General features: G+C 28.9%; 19 protein-coding genes and 1 tRNA gene. 7 read left to right on the top strand and 13 right to left on the bottom strand.

The genetic code is table 11. The features are described 5' to 3' along the window. The first annotated feature begins 69 nt into the window (after positions 1–69). On the top strand, positions 70–1,095 hold the full coding sequence (locus H9W90_RS00965; protein ID WP_187482628.1) for a glutamine synthetase beta-grasp domain-containing protein: 1,026 nt from the start codon (positions 70–72) through the stop codon (positions 1,093–1,095). A gap of 82 nt (positions 1,096–1,177) precedes the next feature. Here H9W90_RS00965 and H9W90_RS00960 read toward each other — a convergent pair whose 3' ends face one another. Then, positions 1,178–2,128 carry a calcium/sodium antiporter gene (locus H9W90_RS00960; protein ID WP_187482627.1) on the bottom strand — a complete coding sequence of 317 codons (951 nt, stop codon included), beginning with the start codon at positions 2,126–2,128 and terminating at the stop codon, positions 1,178–1,180. 442 nt (positions 2,129–2,570) lie between these two features. Here H9W90_RS00960 and H9W90_RS00955 point away from each other — a divergent pair, with 442 nt between their 5' ends. The 4 genes from H9W90_RS00955 to H9W90_RS00940 all read left to right on the top strand — a co-directional run bounded on the left by H9W90_RS00955 (position 2,571) and on the right by H9W90_RS00940 (position 4,521). After that, positions 2,571–3,911, top strand: coding sequence for an SPFH domain-containing protein (locus H9W90_RS00955; protein ID WP_187482626.1), 1,341 nt, complete (start codon positions 2,571–2,573; stop codon positions 3,909–3,911). Between the two features lie 79 nt (positions 3,912–3,990). Further along, positions 3,991–4,140: an SsrA-binding protein gene (locus H9W90_RS00950; protein ID WP_187482625.1), complete on the top strand. Its 150-nt coding sequence runs from the start codon at positions 3,991–3,993 to the stop codon at positions 4,138–4,140. A 16-nt stretch (positions 4,141–4,156) separates the two neighbouring features. Further along, the gene (locus tag H9W90_RS00945) at positions 4,157–4,387 is read left to right on the top strand and encodes a putative signal transducing protein (RefSeq protein ID WP_187482624.1); all 231 of its coding nucleotides are present in this window, start codon (positions 4,157–4,159) and stop codon (positions 4,385–4,387) included. A 60-nt stretch (positions 4,388–4,447) separates the two neighbouring features. Further along, positions 4,448–4,521, top strand: a tRNA-Arg gene (locus H9W90_RS00940). Between the two features lie 33 nt (positions 4,522–4,554). On the opposite strand, the gene H9W90_RS00935 is transcribed toward H9W90_RS00940, so the two are convergent. The 7 genes from H9W90_RS00935 to H9W90_RS00905 all read right to left on the bottom strand — a co-directional run bounded on the left by H9W90_RS00935 (position 4,555) and on the right by H9W90_RS00905 (position 8,823). Continuing rightward, the gene (locus tag H9W90_RS00935; RefSeq protein WP_187482623.1) at positions 4,555–5,433 is read right to left on the bottom strand and encodes a helix-turn-helix domain-containing protein; all 879 of its coding nucleotides are present in this window, start codon (positions 5,431–5,433) and stop codon (positions 4,555–4,557) included. 233 nt (positions 5,434–5,666) lie between these two features. Continuing rightward, entirely contained in the window at positions 5,667–5,819 is a 153-nt protein-coding gene (locus H9W90_RS00930) for a hypothetical protein (RefSeq protein ID WP_254712512.1), read from the bottom strand. 129 nt (positions 5,820–5,948) lie between these two features. Beyond that, complete coding sequence (locus H9W90_RS00925) at positions 5,949–6,221, bottom strand: hypothetical protein (protein ID WP_187482621.1); 273 nt, start codon at positions 6,219–6,221, stop codon at positions 5,949–5,951. Positions 6,222–6,223: 2 nt separating this feature from the next. Continuing rightward, positions 6,224–6,499: an ATP-dependent Clp protease adaptor ClpS gene (locus tag H9W90_RS00920; RefSeq protein ID WP_187482620.1), complete on the bottom strand. Its 276-nt coding sequence runs from the start codon at positions 6,497–6,499 to the stop codon at positions 6,224–6,226. Positions 6,500–6,509: 10 nt separating this feature from the next. Further along, entirely contained in the window at positions 6,510–7,346 is an 837-nt protein-coding gene (prmA, locus tag H9W90_RS00915) for a 50S ribosomal protein L11 methyltransferase (RefSeq protein WP_187482619.1), read from the bottom strand. A gap of 108 nt (positions 7,347–7,454) precedes the next feature. Further along, entirely contained in the window at positions 7,455–8,213 is a 759-nt protein-coding gene (gene tpiA / locus H9W90_RS00910; protein WP_187482618.1) for a triose-phosphate isomerase, read from the bottom strand. 112 nt (positions 8,214–8,325) lie between these two features. Next, a complete protein-coding gene (locus H9W90_RS00905) occupies positions 8,326–8,823 on the bottom strand; it encodes a TlpA family protein disulfide reductase (RefSeq protein ID WP_187482617.1) in 498 nt (165 codons plus the stop codon). A 118-nt stretch (positions 8,824–8,941) separates the two neighbouring features. Here H9W90_RS00905 and pyrF point away from each other — a divergent pair, with 118 nt between their 5' ends. Together pyrF and H9W90_RS00895 are read left to right on the top strand one after the other, a co-directional pair. Next, on the top strand, positions 8,942–9,754 hold the full coding sequence (gene pyrF / locus H9W90_RS00900) for an orotidine-5'-phosphate decarboxylase (protein WP_187482616.1): 813 nt from the start codon (positions 8,942–8,944) through the stop codon (positions 9,752–9,754). A gap of 4 nt (positions 9,755–9,758) precedes the next feature. Then, positions 9,759–10,541 carry an ABC transporter substrate-binding protein gene (locus H9W90_RS00895; RefSeq protein ID WP_187482615.1) on the top strand — a complete coding sequence of 261 codons (783 nt, stop codon included), beginning with the start codon at positions 9,759–9,761 and terminating at the stop codon, positions 10,539–10,541. On the opposite strand, the gene H9W90_RS00890 is transcribed toward H9W90_RS00895, so the two are convergent. The 5 genes from H9W90_RS00890 to hutU all read right to left on the bottom strand — a co-directional run bounded on the left by H9W90_RS00890 (position 10,524) and on the right by hutU (position 14,323). Beyond that, on the bottom strand, positions 10,524–10,721 hold the full coding sequence (locus H9W90_RS00890) for a hypothetical protein (protein ID WP_187482614.1): 198 nt from the start codon (positions 10,719–10,721) through the stop codon (positions 10,524–10,526). The genes H9W90_RS00895 and H9W90_RS00890 overlap by 18 nt on opposite strands. Before the next feature lie 61 nt (positions 10,722–10,782). Then, entirely contained in the window at positions 10,783–11,496 is a 714-nt protein-coding gene (locus tag H9W90_RS00885; RefSeq protein WP_187482613.1) for a DUF4197 domain-containing protein, read from the bottom strand. Between the two features lie 51 nt (positions 11,497–11,547). Then, positions 11,548–11,712: a C1orf53 family protein gene (locus H9W90_RS00880; RefSeq protein WP_187482612.1), complete on the bottom strand. Its 165-nt coding sequence runs from the start codon at positions 11,710–11,712 to the stop codon at positions 11,548–11,550. Between the two features lie 75 nt (positions 11,713–11,787). Continuing rightward, a complete protein-coding gene (locus H9W90_RS00875) occupies positions 11,788–12,324 on the bottom strand; it encodes a DUF4136 domain-containing protein (RefSeq protein ID WP_187482611.1) in 537 nt (178 codons plus the stop codon). Between the two features lie 10 nt (positions 12,325–12,334). Beyond that, positions 12,335–14,323: a urocanate hydratase gene (hutU, locus tag H9W90_RS00870; protein ID WP_187482610.1), complete on the bottom strand. Its 1,989-nt coding sequence runs from the start codon at positions 14,321–14,323 to the stop codon at positions 12,335–12,337. Between the last annotated feature and the right edge of the window lie 106 nt (positions 14,324–14,429).

The raw sequence follows: 14,429 nt of genomic DNA, 5'->3' as shown, positions 1-14,429 counted from the left end.
CCCTTATTTTTTTGATATGTTTATAAATTATTTCATTTTTGCATGTATATTATCACTTATAAAATTATTATGGCAAAAATTAAATTAGAATACATTTGGTTAGATGGATATTTTCCAACTCAAAACATGAGAAGTAAAACCAAAGTTGAAGAACATGAAAATTTTCAAGGAACTATCGAAGAATTAGGTATGTGGTCTTTTGATGGATCGTCTACAAGACAAGCTTCAGGAGGCGCTTCTGACTGTTTACTAAAACCTGTTGCAATCTATCCAGATCCTGCAAGAATTAATGGTTATTTAGTAATGACAGAAGTTTTAAATGCAGATGGAACTCCACACGTTTCTAACGGTAGAGCAACAATTGAAGATGAAGATGATGATTTCTGGTTTGGTTTTGAGCAAGAGTATTTTATTATGGATAACAAAACACAATTACCTTTAGGTTTCCCTATTGGTGGTTATCCTGCACCACAAGGAATGTATTACTGTTCTGTTGGTGGTAAAAACACTCATGGTAGATTAATTGTTGAAAAACATGCTGATTTATGTATTGATGCTGGATTAAATTTTGAAGGAATTAACCAAGAAGTTGCTTCAGGACAATGGGAATTTCAATTATTTGCAAAAGGCGCTAAAAAAGCTGGTGATGAAATTTGGATTGCACGTTATTTATTAGATAGATTAACTGAACAACATGGTTACTATATAGATTATCACCCTAAACCATTAGGAAAAGATATGGACTGGAATGGTTCTGGTATGCATGCAAACTTCTCTAACACTGTTTTAAGAACTTGTGGTTCTAAAGAAACTTATGAGAAAATTTGTGAAGCTTTTAGACCTGTTGTAAAAGAACATATTGCTGTTTATGGTGAATTTAATGACCAACGTTTAACTGGAGATCACGAAACTGCATCTATCCACGATTTCTCTTATGGAGTTTCAGATAGAGGAGCTTCTATTAGAATTCCTATTATTACTGTAGAGAAAGGTTGGAAAGGTTGGTTAGAAGACAGAAGACCTGCTTCAAATGGAGATCCATATAAAATTGCTGGTAGAATTATTAAGACTGTAAAGTCTGCTAATATTAGCTAAAATATATTATAAAAATTATAAAGCTCGCAAATTAAATTTGCGAGCTTTTTTTATTCTTTTTTTTAAATAGAAAACGAAGTTTTTAAACTGTAGTTTTAAAAATTAGATAAATAAATAATCCATATCCTAAAAACAGAAAAACTCCTTTAAATCTACTTAAAATGAATTTCTTTGGCATAAAAACCAAAGGAAGTAATATTCCTGCAAAACCTAACATCCAAAAGATATCTCTAGATAATATCTGTGCTTCTGTTACTGGAATTTCTTTTATTAAAGCTGTTACCCCTAAAACAGATGCAATATTAAAAATATTAGATCCTATTAAATTCCCTAAAGAAATTGCCTTTTCACCTTTTATAGCTGCAATTACAGATGCAGCTAATTCTGGTACACTTGTACCAATGGCAATCATAGTAATTGAAATTACACCTTCACTAACTCCCATATTTTGCGCAATATCTTTTGCGCCAACCACTAACAAATCCGAACCAAAATACAATGCAGCACCACCAATTAATAACCAAATAAATATTTTCCCATAACCTATTTCAGCTAGAGCATCATCTACTTCATCTAAAGATACCTCTTCTTTTCTTGCTCTTCGAATTAAAACAATCAAAAAAACAGATAAAGCCGCCAAAAGAATAAGGCCTTCCATAAAAGTTAAAACATTATCATTATATAAAAAGTAATAGAGCATTAATGAAAACAACATCATTACAGGCCAATTAAACTTATAAAAGTCTTTATTAACTGCAATGGGACCAATAATCGCAGTAATTCCTAAAACCAATCCAATATTGGCAATATTTGAACCTATAACATTATTTATAGAAATTGCAGGAGAACCATCTAAAGCAGCTTGTAAACTCACCAATAATTCTGGAGCAGAAGTAGCAAAAGAAACCACAGTCATACCAATAACCATTTTAGAAATATTTAGCTTAAATGACAAACCTATTGAAGATCTCACCAAAAACTCACCACCAAGAACTAACAAAACAAGTCCTATAACAACATAAAAAATACTCATAAATTTTATTTTTTACGAAGATACATTTTTATCGACTTTCGAAAAAAGAAATAATGAAAACGTGTAAATATCCATTTTTGAGAATCAGATTTCCTTTGCTTTTCAATTTTAGAAAATAAAAAGCCTTTATTTACTTACAGTAATGAACTTAATTATAGCTTAAGTATACAAATTATAACTTTAGTGAAGCATAAAAGTTATAATTTAAAATAAAAACTATTTTTTTAGTTTTAAATAACAAATCAAATTGAATAATATGTTTTAAATCATTTGGTAGAGTTGTTTGAATCCTCATATATTGAAAAAACAATCCCGGAATTGACCTAAATTACTAACTCAAAAAACACTAACTACTATGATTACTATTGCCTTAAAATTTATTAAAACTATTATCGATTTTATTTTTTACATTTTATTTTAATCAACCTTAAAAACTAACGCTATGCTAATATTTATCGGAATTATATTAATAGTTGCAGGTATTGCAGCTTTCATTTTAAAAATCTTTTTTAAAGATAATAATACTCTTAATTGGTTTGATAAGAAGAGGAGTATTCAAATTATAAGTCTTGGTATTCTAATGACCATTTTAAACGGCATGTTTTTTTATGCAGATGCAGGTACTGCTTATGCAGTACAATATGTAACTGGTGGAGACAAAATGATAACTACACAAGGTTTAAAACTTAAATGGTGGGGAAGAATCATTCCGCTTTCTTATGAAACATCTATAAAAGACATTATTGTAAATGCAAATAATGAGCTTCCTAAAAACAGTCAGGGAACTTACAATAGAAAAGCACAAAAATGGGAATTTAGTGATGCAATTAAAGCTGAAATAAGCACTTCTGTTATTGTTGGTGTAAATATCAATGATGAAGACGTATTCTTAAACATGGCAGACAGAAATAAAAGTGAGTCTAAATTAATTTTTGGTAGAGTTTTACCAAATATAGATGCGGCTATAAAAAACACCTGTAAATTAATGGATGCACAAGATTATATTTCTGGACAAGCATCTGATTTCGATAGATATTTTAGAGATCAATTAGAAAATGGAATGTATCAAGTTGAACAATATTATGAAGCTGAAAATTCTAACGAAATTGTTGGAGACACTACTACTATTAGAAAAATTAATGTGGGAAAATCTAGTAAACAGAAAAAATTCAGAATTAAAAAAGATTCAAATGGAAACATTATTAGAGACAATACAAATTCATTAAAACAATATGGCTTAAAAATATATCAGGCACAAGTTACTGGAATCGATTGGGAGACTTCTTTTGATGAGCGTTTAGATCTTCAAAAAAATGAAGTTGCACAAACTCAACTAGAAAAACAACAAGCAGAAAGAGAATATTATAGAGCAAAAAAAGAAGTTGCAAAAGGAGAATCTGAAAAAGCAAAAGAAAGAGCTCGTTTAGAGAAAATTCAAATTCAACAAACAATTGAAGCAGAAACTGAAGCTAAAGTTGCAGGTTTTAACTTAATTAAAGAGAAAAAACAATATGAAGTTGAACAGTTTAAAGCTAAAAGTAAAAAAGTTGCGGCAGATGCTCAATATTATGAAAACGCAAAACTTGTAAGTGCTGGTTTAACTCCACAAGAAAAAGCTGAATGGGAATACAAAACAGCTGTTGGTGTGGCACAACAAATTAAAGACTTGCAGTTGCCATCTACTTATATAGAAGGCTCTAAAGGAAGTAATGATAACGGAAATTTGTTACAATCTTTAATTGGTGCCGATTTAGCTAAAAATATGATGGAAAAGGAGAAATAGCATCAACTAACCAAAAAACAACTTGCTTTCGAGTAAGTTGTTTATTTTTCATTAAATTTGGTAAACAATCTAACCAACAATGAAAAAACAGTTTTTTAAAATTCTCGCAAAAATTAATAAATTGATTTTGCCCTCTTTTACAAAAAAAGAGTTAGATATTTCTAAAGCTTCTAAATTTCAATTGGCAATAATTGGCTGGAGAGCTTATGTAACAATAAATTCACTTTAATTAAATTTTAAAAATTATGACAACAGAACACGTAAAAATATTTTCGGGATCTTCAATTATTGTAAAAGGCTTACAAAACCTTTTAGATGATGAGAAAATTCATTGTTTAGTTAAGGATAAATTTGAATCTGCAAGGTTAGCAGGTTTTGGAGAACAAATGAATTCTGTAGAGCTATTTGTGCTGAATGTAGATTTAGAAAAAGCAAATCTTATTGTAGATGCATATCAAAAAGAAATAAATTCGTAAAAAAACCATAAATAGGCTTTCTAATTAAGAAAATTGCTATTATATTTGCACCCGCTTAACGGCCATGTGGCGCAACTGAATAGCGCACTTGATTACGGCTCAAGAGGTTGCAGGTTTGAATCCTGCCATGGTCACAAAAAAAAGCTTCCAATAATTTGGAAGCTTTTTTATTTTTTAAGATTTAGTAGAAAATTATTAAAATTTCCTTCAAAAAAACGTGGAGGAAAATCTAGATTTAACTTTTTCTGTAACTCTTTATCTTCCCATACAACCTCTAATCCAATCTCTTTATTAAGGTTATAATTATCATCACGATCTGTATAACCACACATTAAATACTTCTTATTTAAATCTCTAAAGAATCTAAAGAATTTCCCCATAATGTAGAAAATTGTCTCGTTACAATCTCCAGTAATATCATATCTGTAAAAAATAGGTATTTCTTCGGTTTTATAATCTATTAAATCTACAGGTCTCAAATCTTTGTTAGAAATTTCTCTACTTTTAAGTTTAAGATATGTACTTTTTTTCAACGGAAGCACTATACAGTGTCCTGCATAAAATCCTGCTGAACCAGTATATAAATAATTTAACTCTGGCAATAACTTAATACTTTCTTTTATTAAATCGTCATTTACATAAAAATCATCTCTTTTTTGGGTATCTATAAAATTACGAATATGCTTTATATCATATTCAAAATCTATTGTTCTAATATTTTTTGATACTATGTCTATCTGATCTTTATACCAACTTAATTTTGGCAATTCATTATTTTGATAAAACAACGAGTACTTTCTTGTTTTAAAATTATAATAGGTAGGTATTGGAACTGCTGCATTTAAATTATGAATTAACTGATAAGGCATTAAAGTTGCCAGAACGATATCTTCTTCTTTTTCAGATTTTATTAAAGTTAAATTTTTCTCCCAACGTTGTATGGTTCTTAAATCGACATTTAATTGAGTTGCTAGATTAGATTGAGATAAGTTATTATATTCTCTATAATCTAAAATTAACTCTCCAATTGAAGTGTATTTTTTCATGTTTTATTTTGATAAACTAATATATAAAAATTTTAATATAAAGACATATAATGCCGTAAACTAAAGCGAATATATATCTTAATTTTGCACTATAGTATTCTATATTAAAATCCCCCTTCATTCCCTAAATTATGCTCACCTCTTTGAGGTGAGTTTTTTTTTATTTTGTAAAATATAAAAAGGCCTTAAACACATGTTTAAGACCTTTTTGTCTAACCAAACTTAGTATAAAACTAACTACTACTATCTTTAATGATCTTTATAGATCCATATACAATTGCTATTAAAAACAAGACGAGTGTATAACCATCAATTGGTAAACCAGGTGGTGGTGGTGGTGGCATTGGTGGTGGTACCACTTGTGCAGAAATTATCGGGGGAAACAATATAATTACTATTAATAATATGTTTCTGTTATTCATTTTTATTCTTGCTTCTGTTTATATGACACATACGTATTTAATAAGTCACATGGTTTTATAAAAAATAAAAAAAACTCAAGAAAATTCTTGAGTTTAATCTAAATATTGTTTGATTGCAATACGATGTTCTGGTATACTTTTATCGTAATTAACTATCAATAATTCGAGTATTTCTGGAACCTGATGCCCTATTTCATTTTTATTCTTAAATTTGGAAACATATAAATTATAGTTAGTATTATTTTCTTCAAAAATTAAAAAATGTGTATCATTTAATTCAGTATAGCTAATTTCATTTCCAGAAAAAGCACCAGATTCATCTTTAAAAAATGAAGAAAATTCGTAATATTTTAAAACGTTTTCCATAATTAAACCAATTCTGCAGATAAACCTAGTTGTAATAATTTAGAACATCTTGGTTCTAAATCTTTATATTCACCAGATTTTACAGTGCATTTACCCTTATAATGAACCAAAGTTGCACATTGTTCTGCTTGCTCAAAAGTATGCTCGCAAACATCAACTAAAGAGTCTATAACGTGGTCAAAAGTATTTACATCATCATTATGTAAAACTATTTCATGTTGAAATGTTTCTTGCTCTAAAACATCTACTTCTTCTTGGATTTTTTCTTTTGTACTCATAATCACAAAATTACAACTTATTGTATTTTAATGCAACCCAATTATTTCTTTCAATAAAAGTCTCTAATTTTAAATCGTATTTAGAAACTTCTGCGTCTATAATAGGGATGTCTTCTTGATAAAAACCACTTAATAACAAAACTCCGTTTTCATTTAAACAATTGGCATACACTTTCATGTCCATCAACAGAATATTTCTGTTAATATTAGCTATTATTACATCATATTTTTTATTGATTAATAATGATGAATCTCCTTCAAAAACGGAAATATTAGTACAGTTATTGCGAGCAACATTTTCTATAGAGTTTTCATAACACCAATTGTCAATATCTATTGCGTCTAAAGGTTTTGCTCCTTTCATTTCAGCAAAAATCGCTAAAATTCCAGTTCCACAACCCATATCTAAAGTTTTCTTATTTTCTAAATCTAACTGCAATAAATGTTGTACCATCATATGCGTAGTTTCATGATGACCTGTTCCAAAACTCATTTTTGGTTCAATAACAATATCATATTTTAAATTAGGATTCTCATGAAAAGGTGCGCGAATACTAACCAAATCATCAACTTGAATTGGAGAAAAATTCTTTTCCCATTCTGCATTCCAATTAGTTTGCGCTACTTCTTTTTGATTGTATTCAATAGTAAACTCATCAGAATTTAAAACAAAAATATTCTCTAAAATTTCTGAATTCCATTCGTTTTTCTGAATAAAAGCTGTTACTCCATTTTCATTTTCAACAAAGCTTTCAAAACCAACATTTCCTAATTCTGCAATTAAAATTTCTGTTGCAGGTTCTTTGGGTGAAACTGTAAAATTGTATTCAATATAAATATTATCCATAATTATTTTTTCTGAAGATGATGCTCTTAAACAAAAAAGCATCAAGATTTAAAAATCTTGATGCAAATTTATTGGTTTTCTTTTGAAGTATTACAAAATAACTTCTATTTATATTGCTACAATAATTGCTTTAAAATCATCTACGTGTAAGGCAGCACCTCCTATTAAACCTCCATCTACATCTGGTTTAGAAAAAATTTCTTCTGCATTTGCTGGTTTTACACTTCCACCATATAAGATAGAAACTCCATCTGCAACTTCTTTATTGTATTTTTTTTCGATAATACTTCTAATAAAAGCGTGCATTTCTTGAGCTTGTTCTGGGCTTGCAGTTTCTCCTGTACCAATTGCCCAAACTGGTTCGTATGCTAAAATAATACTTTTCCAATCTTTAGCTTCTAAATGAAACAAAGCATTAGATAATTGACTTTCTACCACTGCAAAATGATTATCAGATTTTCTATCTTCTAACAATTCTCCAAAACAAAAAATAGTTTCTAATTTATTTTCTAAAACTGCATCTACTTTTTCAGCTAAAGCTGCATCTGTTTCATTAAAATAAGTTCTTCTTTCAGAATGTCCTAAAATAACTGTTTTAATACCAATTGCTTTTAACATATCTGCAGAAATCTCACCTGTATAAGCTCCATTTTTGGCTTGATGCATGTTTTGTGCAACAACTTCTATCTTCGATTTTTTTGCTTTTTTTACAGCAGAAGATAAGTTTACAAACGTTGGTGCAACAATAACACGTGTATTTTTTAAAGATAAATCTTTAATAGATTTATCTAAACTTTTAATTAATTTTTTAGTTGCATCCTTATCATTATTCATTTTCCAGTTTCCTGCTACTATTTTTGTTCTCATATTTATTATTTTAAAACCTTTTTAAGGCTGTTTATAGACTTATTATTAAGCAGTAAATTTAAGAAATGAAAAATAAAAAACTTTTATTCTGATAAATAGTTACTAAAACGATTTATATAGCTTTATTTAATGCTTCATAAATATCATTATCTGAAGCACTTGTTGCTTTAAAAAGGGTAATTCGTCCGTTTTCATCAACAACCAAATATCTAGGAATCCAACCTAAATTTAAAAAATCGACAAATTCTCCTTTCTTCATTCCTTTAGGTAGATTGTAATGTTCGCCTTTTAAATTGTATTTATTAACAGCATATTTCCAAGAAGTTTGTTTAGTATCTACAGATAAAAATAAAAAAACAACTTCAGGAAATTCTTTCTGTAAATTCTTTACTGCTGGTATTCCTTTAAGACAATCTCTACACCAAGAAGCCCAAACATCTATTAAAATCTTTTTTCCTTTATGTTTATTTAGAACATCTTCTATAGTACTAGAATTATTGTCTAATGCTATAACTTTTTCATTTAATGCTTCTTTAGAAAAAGCAGTTGGTTTCTCTAAATTACAACTAACAAAAACGAGAGAAAGTAAGAGTACTATTTTTTTTATCATAATATTTATTTTGACTAGAATATACCATATTCATGTCTTTTATTAAAGTGAAAACTTACAATTTCAATTATAAATTAACCACAAATTTAAGTACTTTTGTAAAACTTATATTTAATTGATGACAACACAAGAATTAGTAGCGCAAATTAAGAAAAAGAAATCCTTTTTATGTATTGGATTGGATGTGGATTTGAATAAAATTCCAACGCACCTTTTAAAAGAGGAAGATCCTATTTTTGCCTTTAATAAAGCTATTATAGATGCAACTCATCATCTTTGTGTCTCCTATAAACCTAACACTGCTTTTTATGAAGCTTATGGAATTAAAGGTTGGCAGTCTCTTGAAAAAACCATTAATTACTTGAATAAAAATTATCCAGAAATTTACACAATTGCTGATGCAAAACGTGGTGATATTGGTAACACCTCTACAATGTATGCAAAAGCTTTTTTTGAAGATTTAGCATTTGATTCTGTTACTGTTGCTCCATACATGGGTAAAGATTCTGTAGAGCCATTTTTAGCGTTTGACAATAAGCATACCATTATGTTGGCTTTAACTTCTAATGAAGGTGCTTTCGACTTTCAAACTAAAACTGTGGAAGGAAAAGAATTGTATAAACAAGTTTTAGAAACTTCTAAATCTTGGAAAAACTCTAAAAACTTAATGTACGTTGTTGGAGCAACAAAGGCAGAATACTTTACTGAAATTAGAAAAATTGTTCCGAATTCTTTTTTATTAGTTCCTGGTGTTGGTGCCCAAGGTGGAAATTTACAAGATGTTTGTAAATATGGATTATCAAAAAATGTTGGATTATTAATTAATTCTTCTCGTGGAATTATTTATGCTTCTAAAGAGGCTAATTTTGCTGAAGAAGCAGCTAAAAAAGCTTTAGAATTACAAGTACAAATGGCTGAAATTTTAAATTAACCCAATGATATTCAAAGACCTAATAAATAATGTTTTTGAATTGAAAAATACTCCCAAACGAATTATTTCTTTAGTACCAAGTCAAACTGAATTACTTGTTGATTTAGGCTTGGAAGATTCAATAGTTGGTGTTACTAAATTTTGTGTTCATCCAACTCATTTGAAGCAAAATAAAACTATTGTTGGCGGAACAAAAACTATCAACATTGATAAAATTAAAGCTTTAAAACCAGATATTATTCTATGTAATAAAGAAGAAAACACCAAAGAAATTGTTGAAATCTGTCAGAAAATTGCACCAACTCATGTTTCTGATATCTTTACTATTGATGATACAATTGAATTAATAAATCAATATGGTAGCGTTTTTTCAAAAGAAAAAGAAGCAAGAACATTAACTTCAATATTAAAAACAGAATTAGAGGATTTTCAGAATTTTATAAAAGACAAACCTTCATTAAAAGTTGCTTATTTTATATGGAAAAACCCATGGATGGTTGCAGCAAACCATACATTTATTAACCACTTACTAAAATTAAATAAGCATGATAATATCTTTGGTAACTTAAATAGATATCCAGAAATTGAATTAAAAGATTTATCTAATGCAGATTTAATTCTACTTTCTTCTGAACCTTATCCTTTTTCAGAAAAACATGTTATAGAACTTAAAGAATACACTAAATCTTCTAAAATAATTTTAGTTGATGGCGAATATTTTTCTTGGTATGGAAGCAGACTAACAAAAGCTTTTAGTTACTTTAAAACTTTAAGAAACAGTATTTAAAATTTCTCTATCTAAATAACTTACTCTATTAATTTTATCTAAAATTTTCATTGCCTTAAAAGCTGCAGTATCACTTTTAGATTCATCTATAAAGCGATATTCATTAGATTTTTCTAAAAGCCTTAAATATCTATCTTCTAGATGTTTTCTATAAATGATTAATTGCTTAATTCTTGACATATTAGTTAAAATTAGTCATTAAATATAAGCAAAAATTCTATTGAAAAATATCTATATTGAATTACTTATTATCTTGTAATGCAAAAACTTGCTTTAAAAGTGCAGTATTTCTTAAACCAACTTTTTCTCTAATTCCTTTTTCTTCAACTTCAATCATTGTAAAAACTCCTTTTAGAGCTTCTTCTGTAACATACTGTGTTAAATCTGGATTCACTTTACTTACAAAAGGAATCGAATTATATCTAGAAATTAAATTACTCCAAACTTTATCTGCACCAACTTTAGAAAAAGACTTATCAATAACAGGACTAAAGCTTGCAAATAAATTATCTGAAGTTTTACTTTTTAAATAAGAAGTTGCCGCGTTTTGATCTCCTAATAAAATATTTTTAGCATCATTAAAAGAAATTTCTTTTACTGCATTTACAAAAATTGGAGTAGCTGTTTTAACTGCATCTTCAGCAGCTCTATTTAAAACTTTAATTCCTTCATCTGCTAAATTACTCAAACCAATGCTTCGCAAACCTTTATCTACAGCTTGTAATTCTTGTGGTAATAAAATTTTAACCAATTCATTTTTATAAAATCCATTTTGCGATGTCAATTTAGAAACCTGGTTTTTAATTCCGTTATCTAAAGCTTGTCTTAATCCATTACCTATTTGTTCTTGAGATAAAACTCCTCCTCCATCTGGTAAATTATTAACTATCTTTTGTAATTCTGAACATCCTGCAAACTGAATTGCAATTACTAAAACTAAAATTCTCTTTATCATTTTTTATAAATTATCTATTTATTGGAAACTTTTATTCTTTAAAAGTCACTTTTATTTAAAACTATCGGTTTTTTTATCGTATCCATAAGGACAATGTTTACACCCACTTTTACAGCAATGACCTCTTTTTAAATGAAATTTCTCTGTAAAAACTTTGTAACCTTGTTCATTAAAATAAAAATCCCCTTCTTCTAAAGGCACTATTTTATTATACATTCTAATTATGTTGTTATTGCAAAAGTAAAACTTTAATCCATAAAAAAAGCGTTCATAAGAACGCTTTTGTATTTATTATTTTTCTGATTCTGGTGGAAATCTAGAAATTATTTCTTTTACAAATTCTTTAATTCTAATTTCTTTTTTCTCTCTGTTTTGCATTTTTAATGCTCCAGTTCCAACACCTTGCCAAACTAACTCTTTCTTTTCTTTATCTATAAAATCTATAAATAAAGTCCCCTCTGTATATTGAGAAACATTAACATTGTTCATTCCATTTCCCATCCAAGGATTCCATCCCCAACCAAATCCATAACCAAAATTGTTTTGATGCACATTTACTTTCTCTCTAGATTTAGTAAAAATGCTCACTAACATATCTGGATTATCAGATTTAGAGAAACCTTTTGCTAATAATTCTGCTTCTATTGCTCTTAAAATTCGTTTTTTATCCAAATCAGAAATTTCTGCTTTGTCTATTCCAGGTTTATAAAAAGCAAAAGTTTTGTATTGATTAAAATCTACTTTTGTGTCGTAATCTGATGTAACTTTTATAGAGCTACAAGAAGTAAGTATTACTGCACTAACTAATAAAAAAAATATTTTTTTCATATTTAATAATTTAAGTTATTGAATCTATTAAAGCATCATCTACCAAATTAGGAAGTGTAACCTGCAAGTTTTTTTCAGTTTTCATTGCTCTTTTAATAGCAAAAACCGCTTCTTTATTTCTTGCCCAACTTCTTCTCGAAATTCCGTTGTTTACATCCCAAAACAACATCGATTCTAAACGTTTAGATGCTGCTTTAGAACCATCAAGAAGCATGCCAAAACCTCCATTTATAACTTCTCCCCAACCAACTCCACCACCATTATGAATAGAAACCCAAGTTGCACCTCTAAAACTGTCTCCAATTACATTTTGTATAGCCATATCTGCAGTAAATTTAGAACCATCATAAATATTAGATGTTTCTCTGTAAGGTGAATCTGTCCCAGAAACATCATGATGATCTCTTCCTAAAACTACTGCTCCAATTTTTCCTTTTTTTATAGCTTTATTAAATGCTTTCGCAATTTTAATTCTTCCTTCTGCATCTGCATATAAAATTCTTGCTTGGCTACCTACAACCAATTTATTTTCTTGTGCGCCTTTAATCCACTGGATATTATCCGCCATTTGTTGCTGAATTTCTTTTGGAGAATTCTTCTTAATCTTCTCTAAAACTTTACAAGCAATTTTATCAGTTATTGCTAAATCTTCTGGTTCCCCTGATGCACAAACCCATCTAAAAGGTCCAAAACCATAATCGAAACACATAGGTCCCATAATATCTTGAACGTAACTTGGATATTTAAAATCGATATTATTATCAGCCATAATATCTGCTCCTGCTCTACTTGCTTCTAATAAAAAAGCGTTTCCATAATCAAAGAAATAAGTTCCTTTTGCTGTATGTTTATTAATTGCTTTTGCATGTCTTCGTAAAGTTTCTTGTACTTTTTCTTTAAATAATTTCGGGTTTTCTGCCATCATTTTATTGGCATCTTCAAAAGAAATATCTGCAGGATAATACCCTCCAGCCCAAGGATTGTGTAAAGATGTTTGATCTGAACCTAAATCTATATGAATATTTTCTGCATCAAACTTTTCCCAAACATCAACGATATTTCCTAAATAAGCGATTGAAACAACTTCTTTATTTGCTTTTGCTTCTTTTACTCTGGCAACTAATTTATCTAAATCTGTAATTTTTTCATCAATCCAACCTTGGTCTAAACGAACTTGCGTAATTTTAGGATTTACCTCCGCACAAACAGTTACACATCCTGCAATATTTCCTGCTTTTGGTTGCGCGCCAGACATTCCACCTAAACCAGATGTTACAAATAAGTTTCCTTTTGGTTCTTTTTTTATTTTTCTGAATCCGTTTAAAACAGTAATTGTTGTTCCGTGTACAATTCCTTGTGGACCAATGTACATATAACTTCCAGCCGTCATTTGTCCATATTGTGAAACTCCCAAAGCATTCATTTTTTCCCAATCATCTGGTTGCGAATAATTAGGGATTACCATTCCGTTTGTAACTACAACTCTTGGCGCATTTTTATTCGATGGAAATAATCCCATTGGATGTCCAGAATACATTGTTAGCGTTTGTTTATCTGTCATTTCAGATAAATATTGCATTGTTAAAAGATATTGTGCCCAATTTTGAAAAACGGCTCCATTTCCACCATAAGTGATTAGCTCATGTGGATGTTGCGCAACTGCATAATCCAAATTATTCTGAATCATTAACATTATTGCTTTTGCTTGTTCAGATTTTCCTGGATATTCAGCAATATCTCTTGCTTTCATTTCATAATCTGGGCGAAAACGATACATGTAAATTCGTCCGTATTTTTCTAATTCTTCTGCAAATTCTGGTAGTAATTCTGCATGATGTTTTTTATCAAAATAACGTAGTGCGTTTCTTAATGCTAATTTTTTCTCATCTGCAGATAAAATATCTTTTCTTTTTGGGGCATGATTTATTTCTGAATCAAATGCTTTTTTTGAAGGTAAATTATTAGGAATTCCTTGTTTAATTTGTTCTTTGAATGTCATTTTATACATTGTTTATTTCCTTAAAAAGGAAAAATTGAATTGAAATAGATTTAATTCTGTGTAAAAAATAACGAAAACTATGGATAACGAATGTCTGCTCTGTGAT

The sequence above is a fragment of the Polaribacter pectinis genome, assembly GCF_014352875.1.
GTDB lineage: Bacteria > Bacteroidota > Bacteroidia > Flavobacteriales > Flavobacteriaceae > Polaribacter > Polaribacter pectinis.
Note: the sequence above shows the minus strand (reverse complement) of the source record. Positions and strands in the feature narration are given on the sequence as shown.

Coding starts and splice junctions, on each gene's coding strand:
- H9W90_RS00955 (WP_187482626.1), top strand. CDS start 2,571: ATGCTAATATTTATCGGAATTATATTAATAGTTGCAGGTATTGCAGCT.
- H9W90_RS00885 (WP_187482613.1), bottom strand. CDS start 11,496: ATGATAAAGAGAATTTTAGTTTTAGTAATTGCAATTCAGTTTGCAGGA.
- H9W90_RS00920 (WP_187482620.1), bottom strand. CDS start 6,499: ATGAGTACAAAAGAAAAAATCCAAGAAGAAGTAGATGTTTTAGAGCAA.
- H9W90_RS00895 (WP_187482615.1), top strand. CDS start 9,759: ATGATATTCAAAGACCTAATAAATAATGTTTTTGAATTGAAAAATACT.
- H9W90_RS00965 (WP_187482628.1), top strand. CDS start 70: ATGGCAAAAATTAAATTAGAATACATTTGGTTAGATGGATATTTTCCA.
- pyrF (WP_187482616.1), top strand. CDS start 8,942: ATGACAACACAAGAATTAGTAGCGCAAATTAAGAAAAAGAAATCCTTT.
- H9W90_RS00880 (WP_187482612.1), bottom strand. CDS start 11,712: ATGTATAATAAAATAGTGCCTTTAGAAGAAGGGGATTTTTATTTTAAT.
- hutU (WP_187482610.1), bottom strand. CDS start 14,323: ATGACATTCAAAGAACAAATTAAACAAGGAATTCCTAATAATTTACCT.
- H9W90_RS00875 (WP_187482611.1), bottom strand. CDS start 12,324: ATGAAAAAAATATTTTTTTTATTAGTTAGTGCAGTAATACTTACTTCT.
- H9W90_RS00925 (WP_187482621.1), bottom strand. CDS start 6,221: ATGGAAAACGTTTTAAAATATTACGAATTTTCTTCATTTTTTAAAGAT.
- H9W90_RS00950 (WP_187482625.1), top strand. CDS start 3,991: ATGAAAAAACAGTTTTTTAAAATTCTCGCAAAAATTAATAAATTGATT.
- tpiA (WP_187482618.1), bottom strand. CDS start 8,213: ATGAGAACAAAAATAGTAGCAGGAAACTGGAAAATGAATAATGATAAG.
- H9W90_RS00935 (WP_187482623.1), bottom strand. CDS start 5,433: ATGAAAAAATACACTTCAATTGGAGAGTTAATTTTAGATTATAGAGAA.
- H9W90_RS00945 (WP_187482624.1), top strand. CDS start 4,157: ATGACAACAGAACACGTAAAAATATTTTCGGGATCTTCAATTATTGTA.
- H9W90_RS00960 (WP_187482627.1), bottom strand. CDS start 2,128: ATGAGTATTTTTTATGTTGTTATAGGACTTGTTTTGTTAGTTCTTGGT.
- H9W90_RS00890 (WP_187482614.1), bottom strand. CDS start 10,721: ATGTCAAGAATTAAGCAATTAATCATTTATAGAAAACATCTAGAAGAT.
- prmA (WP_187482619.1), bottom strand. CDS start 7,346: ATGGATAATATTTATATTGAATACAATTTTACAGTTTCACCCAAAGAA.
- H9W90_RS00905 (WP_187482617.1), bottom strand. CDS start 8,823: ATGATAAAAAAAATAGTACTCTTACTTTCTCTCGTTTTTGTTAGTTGT.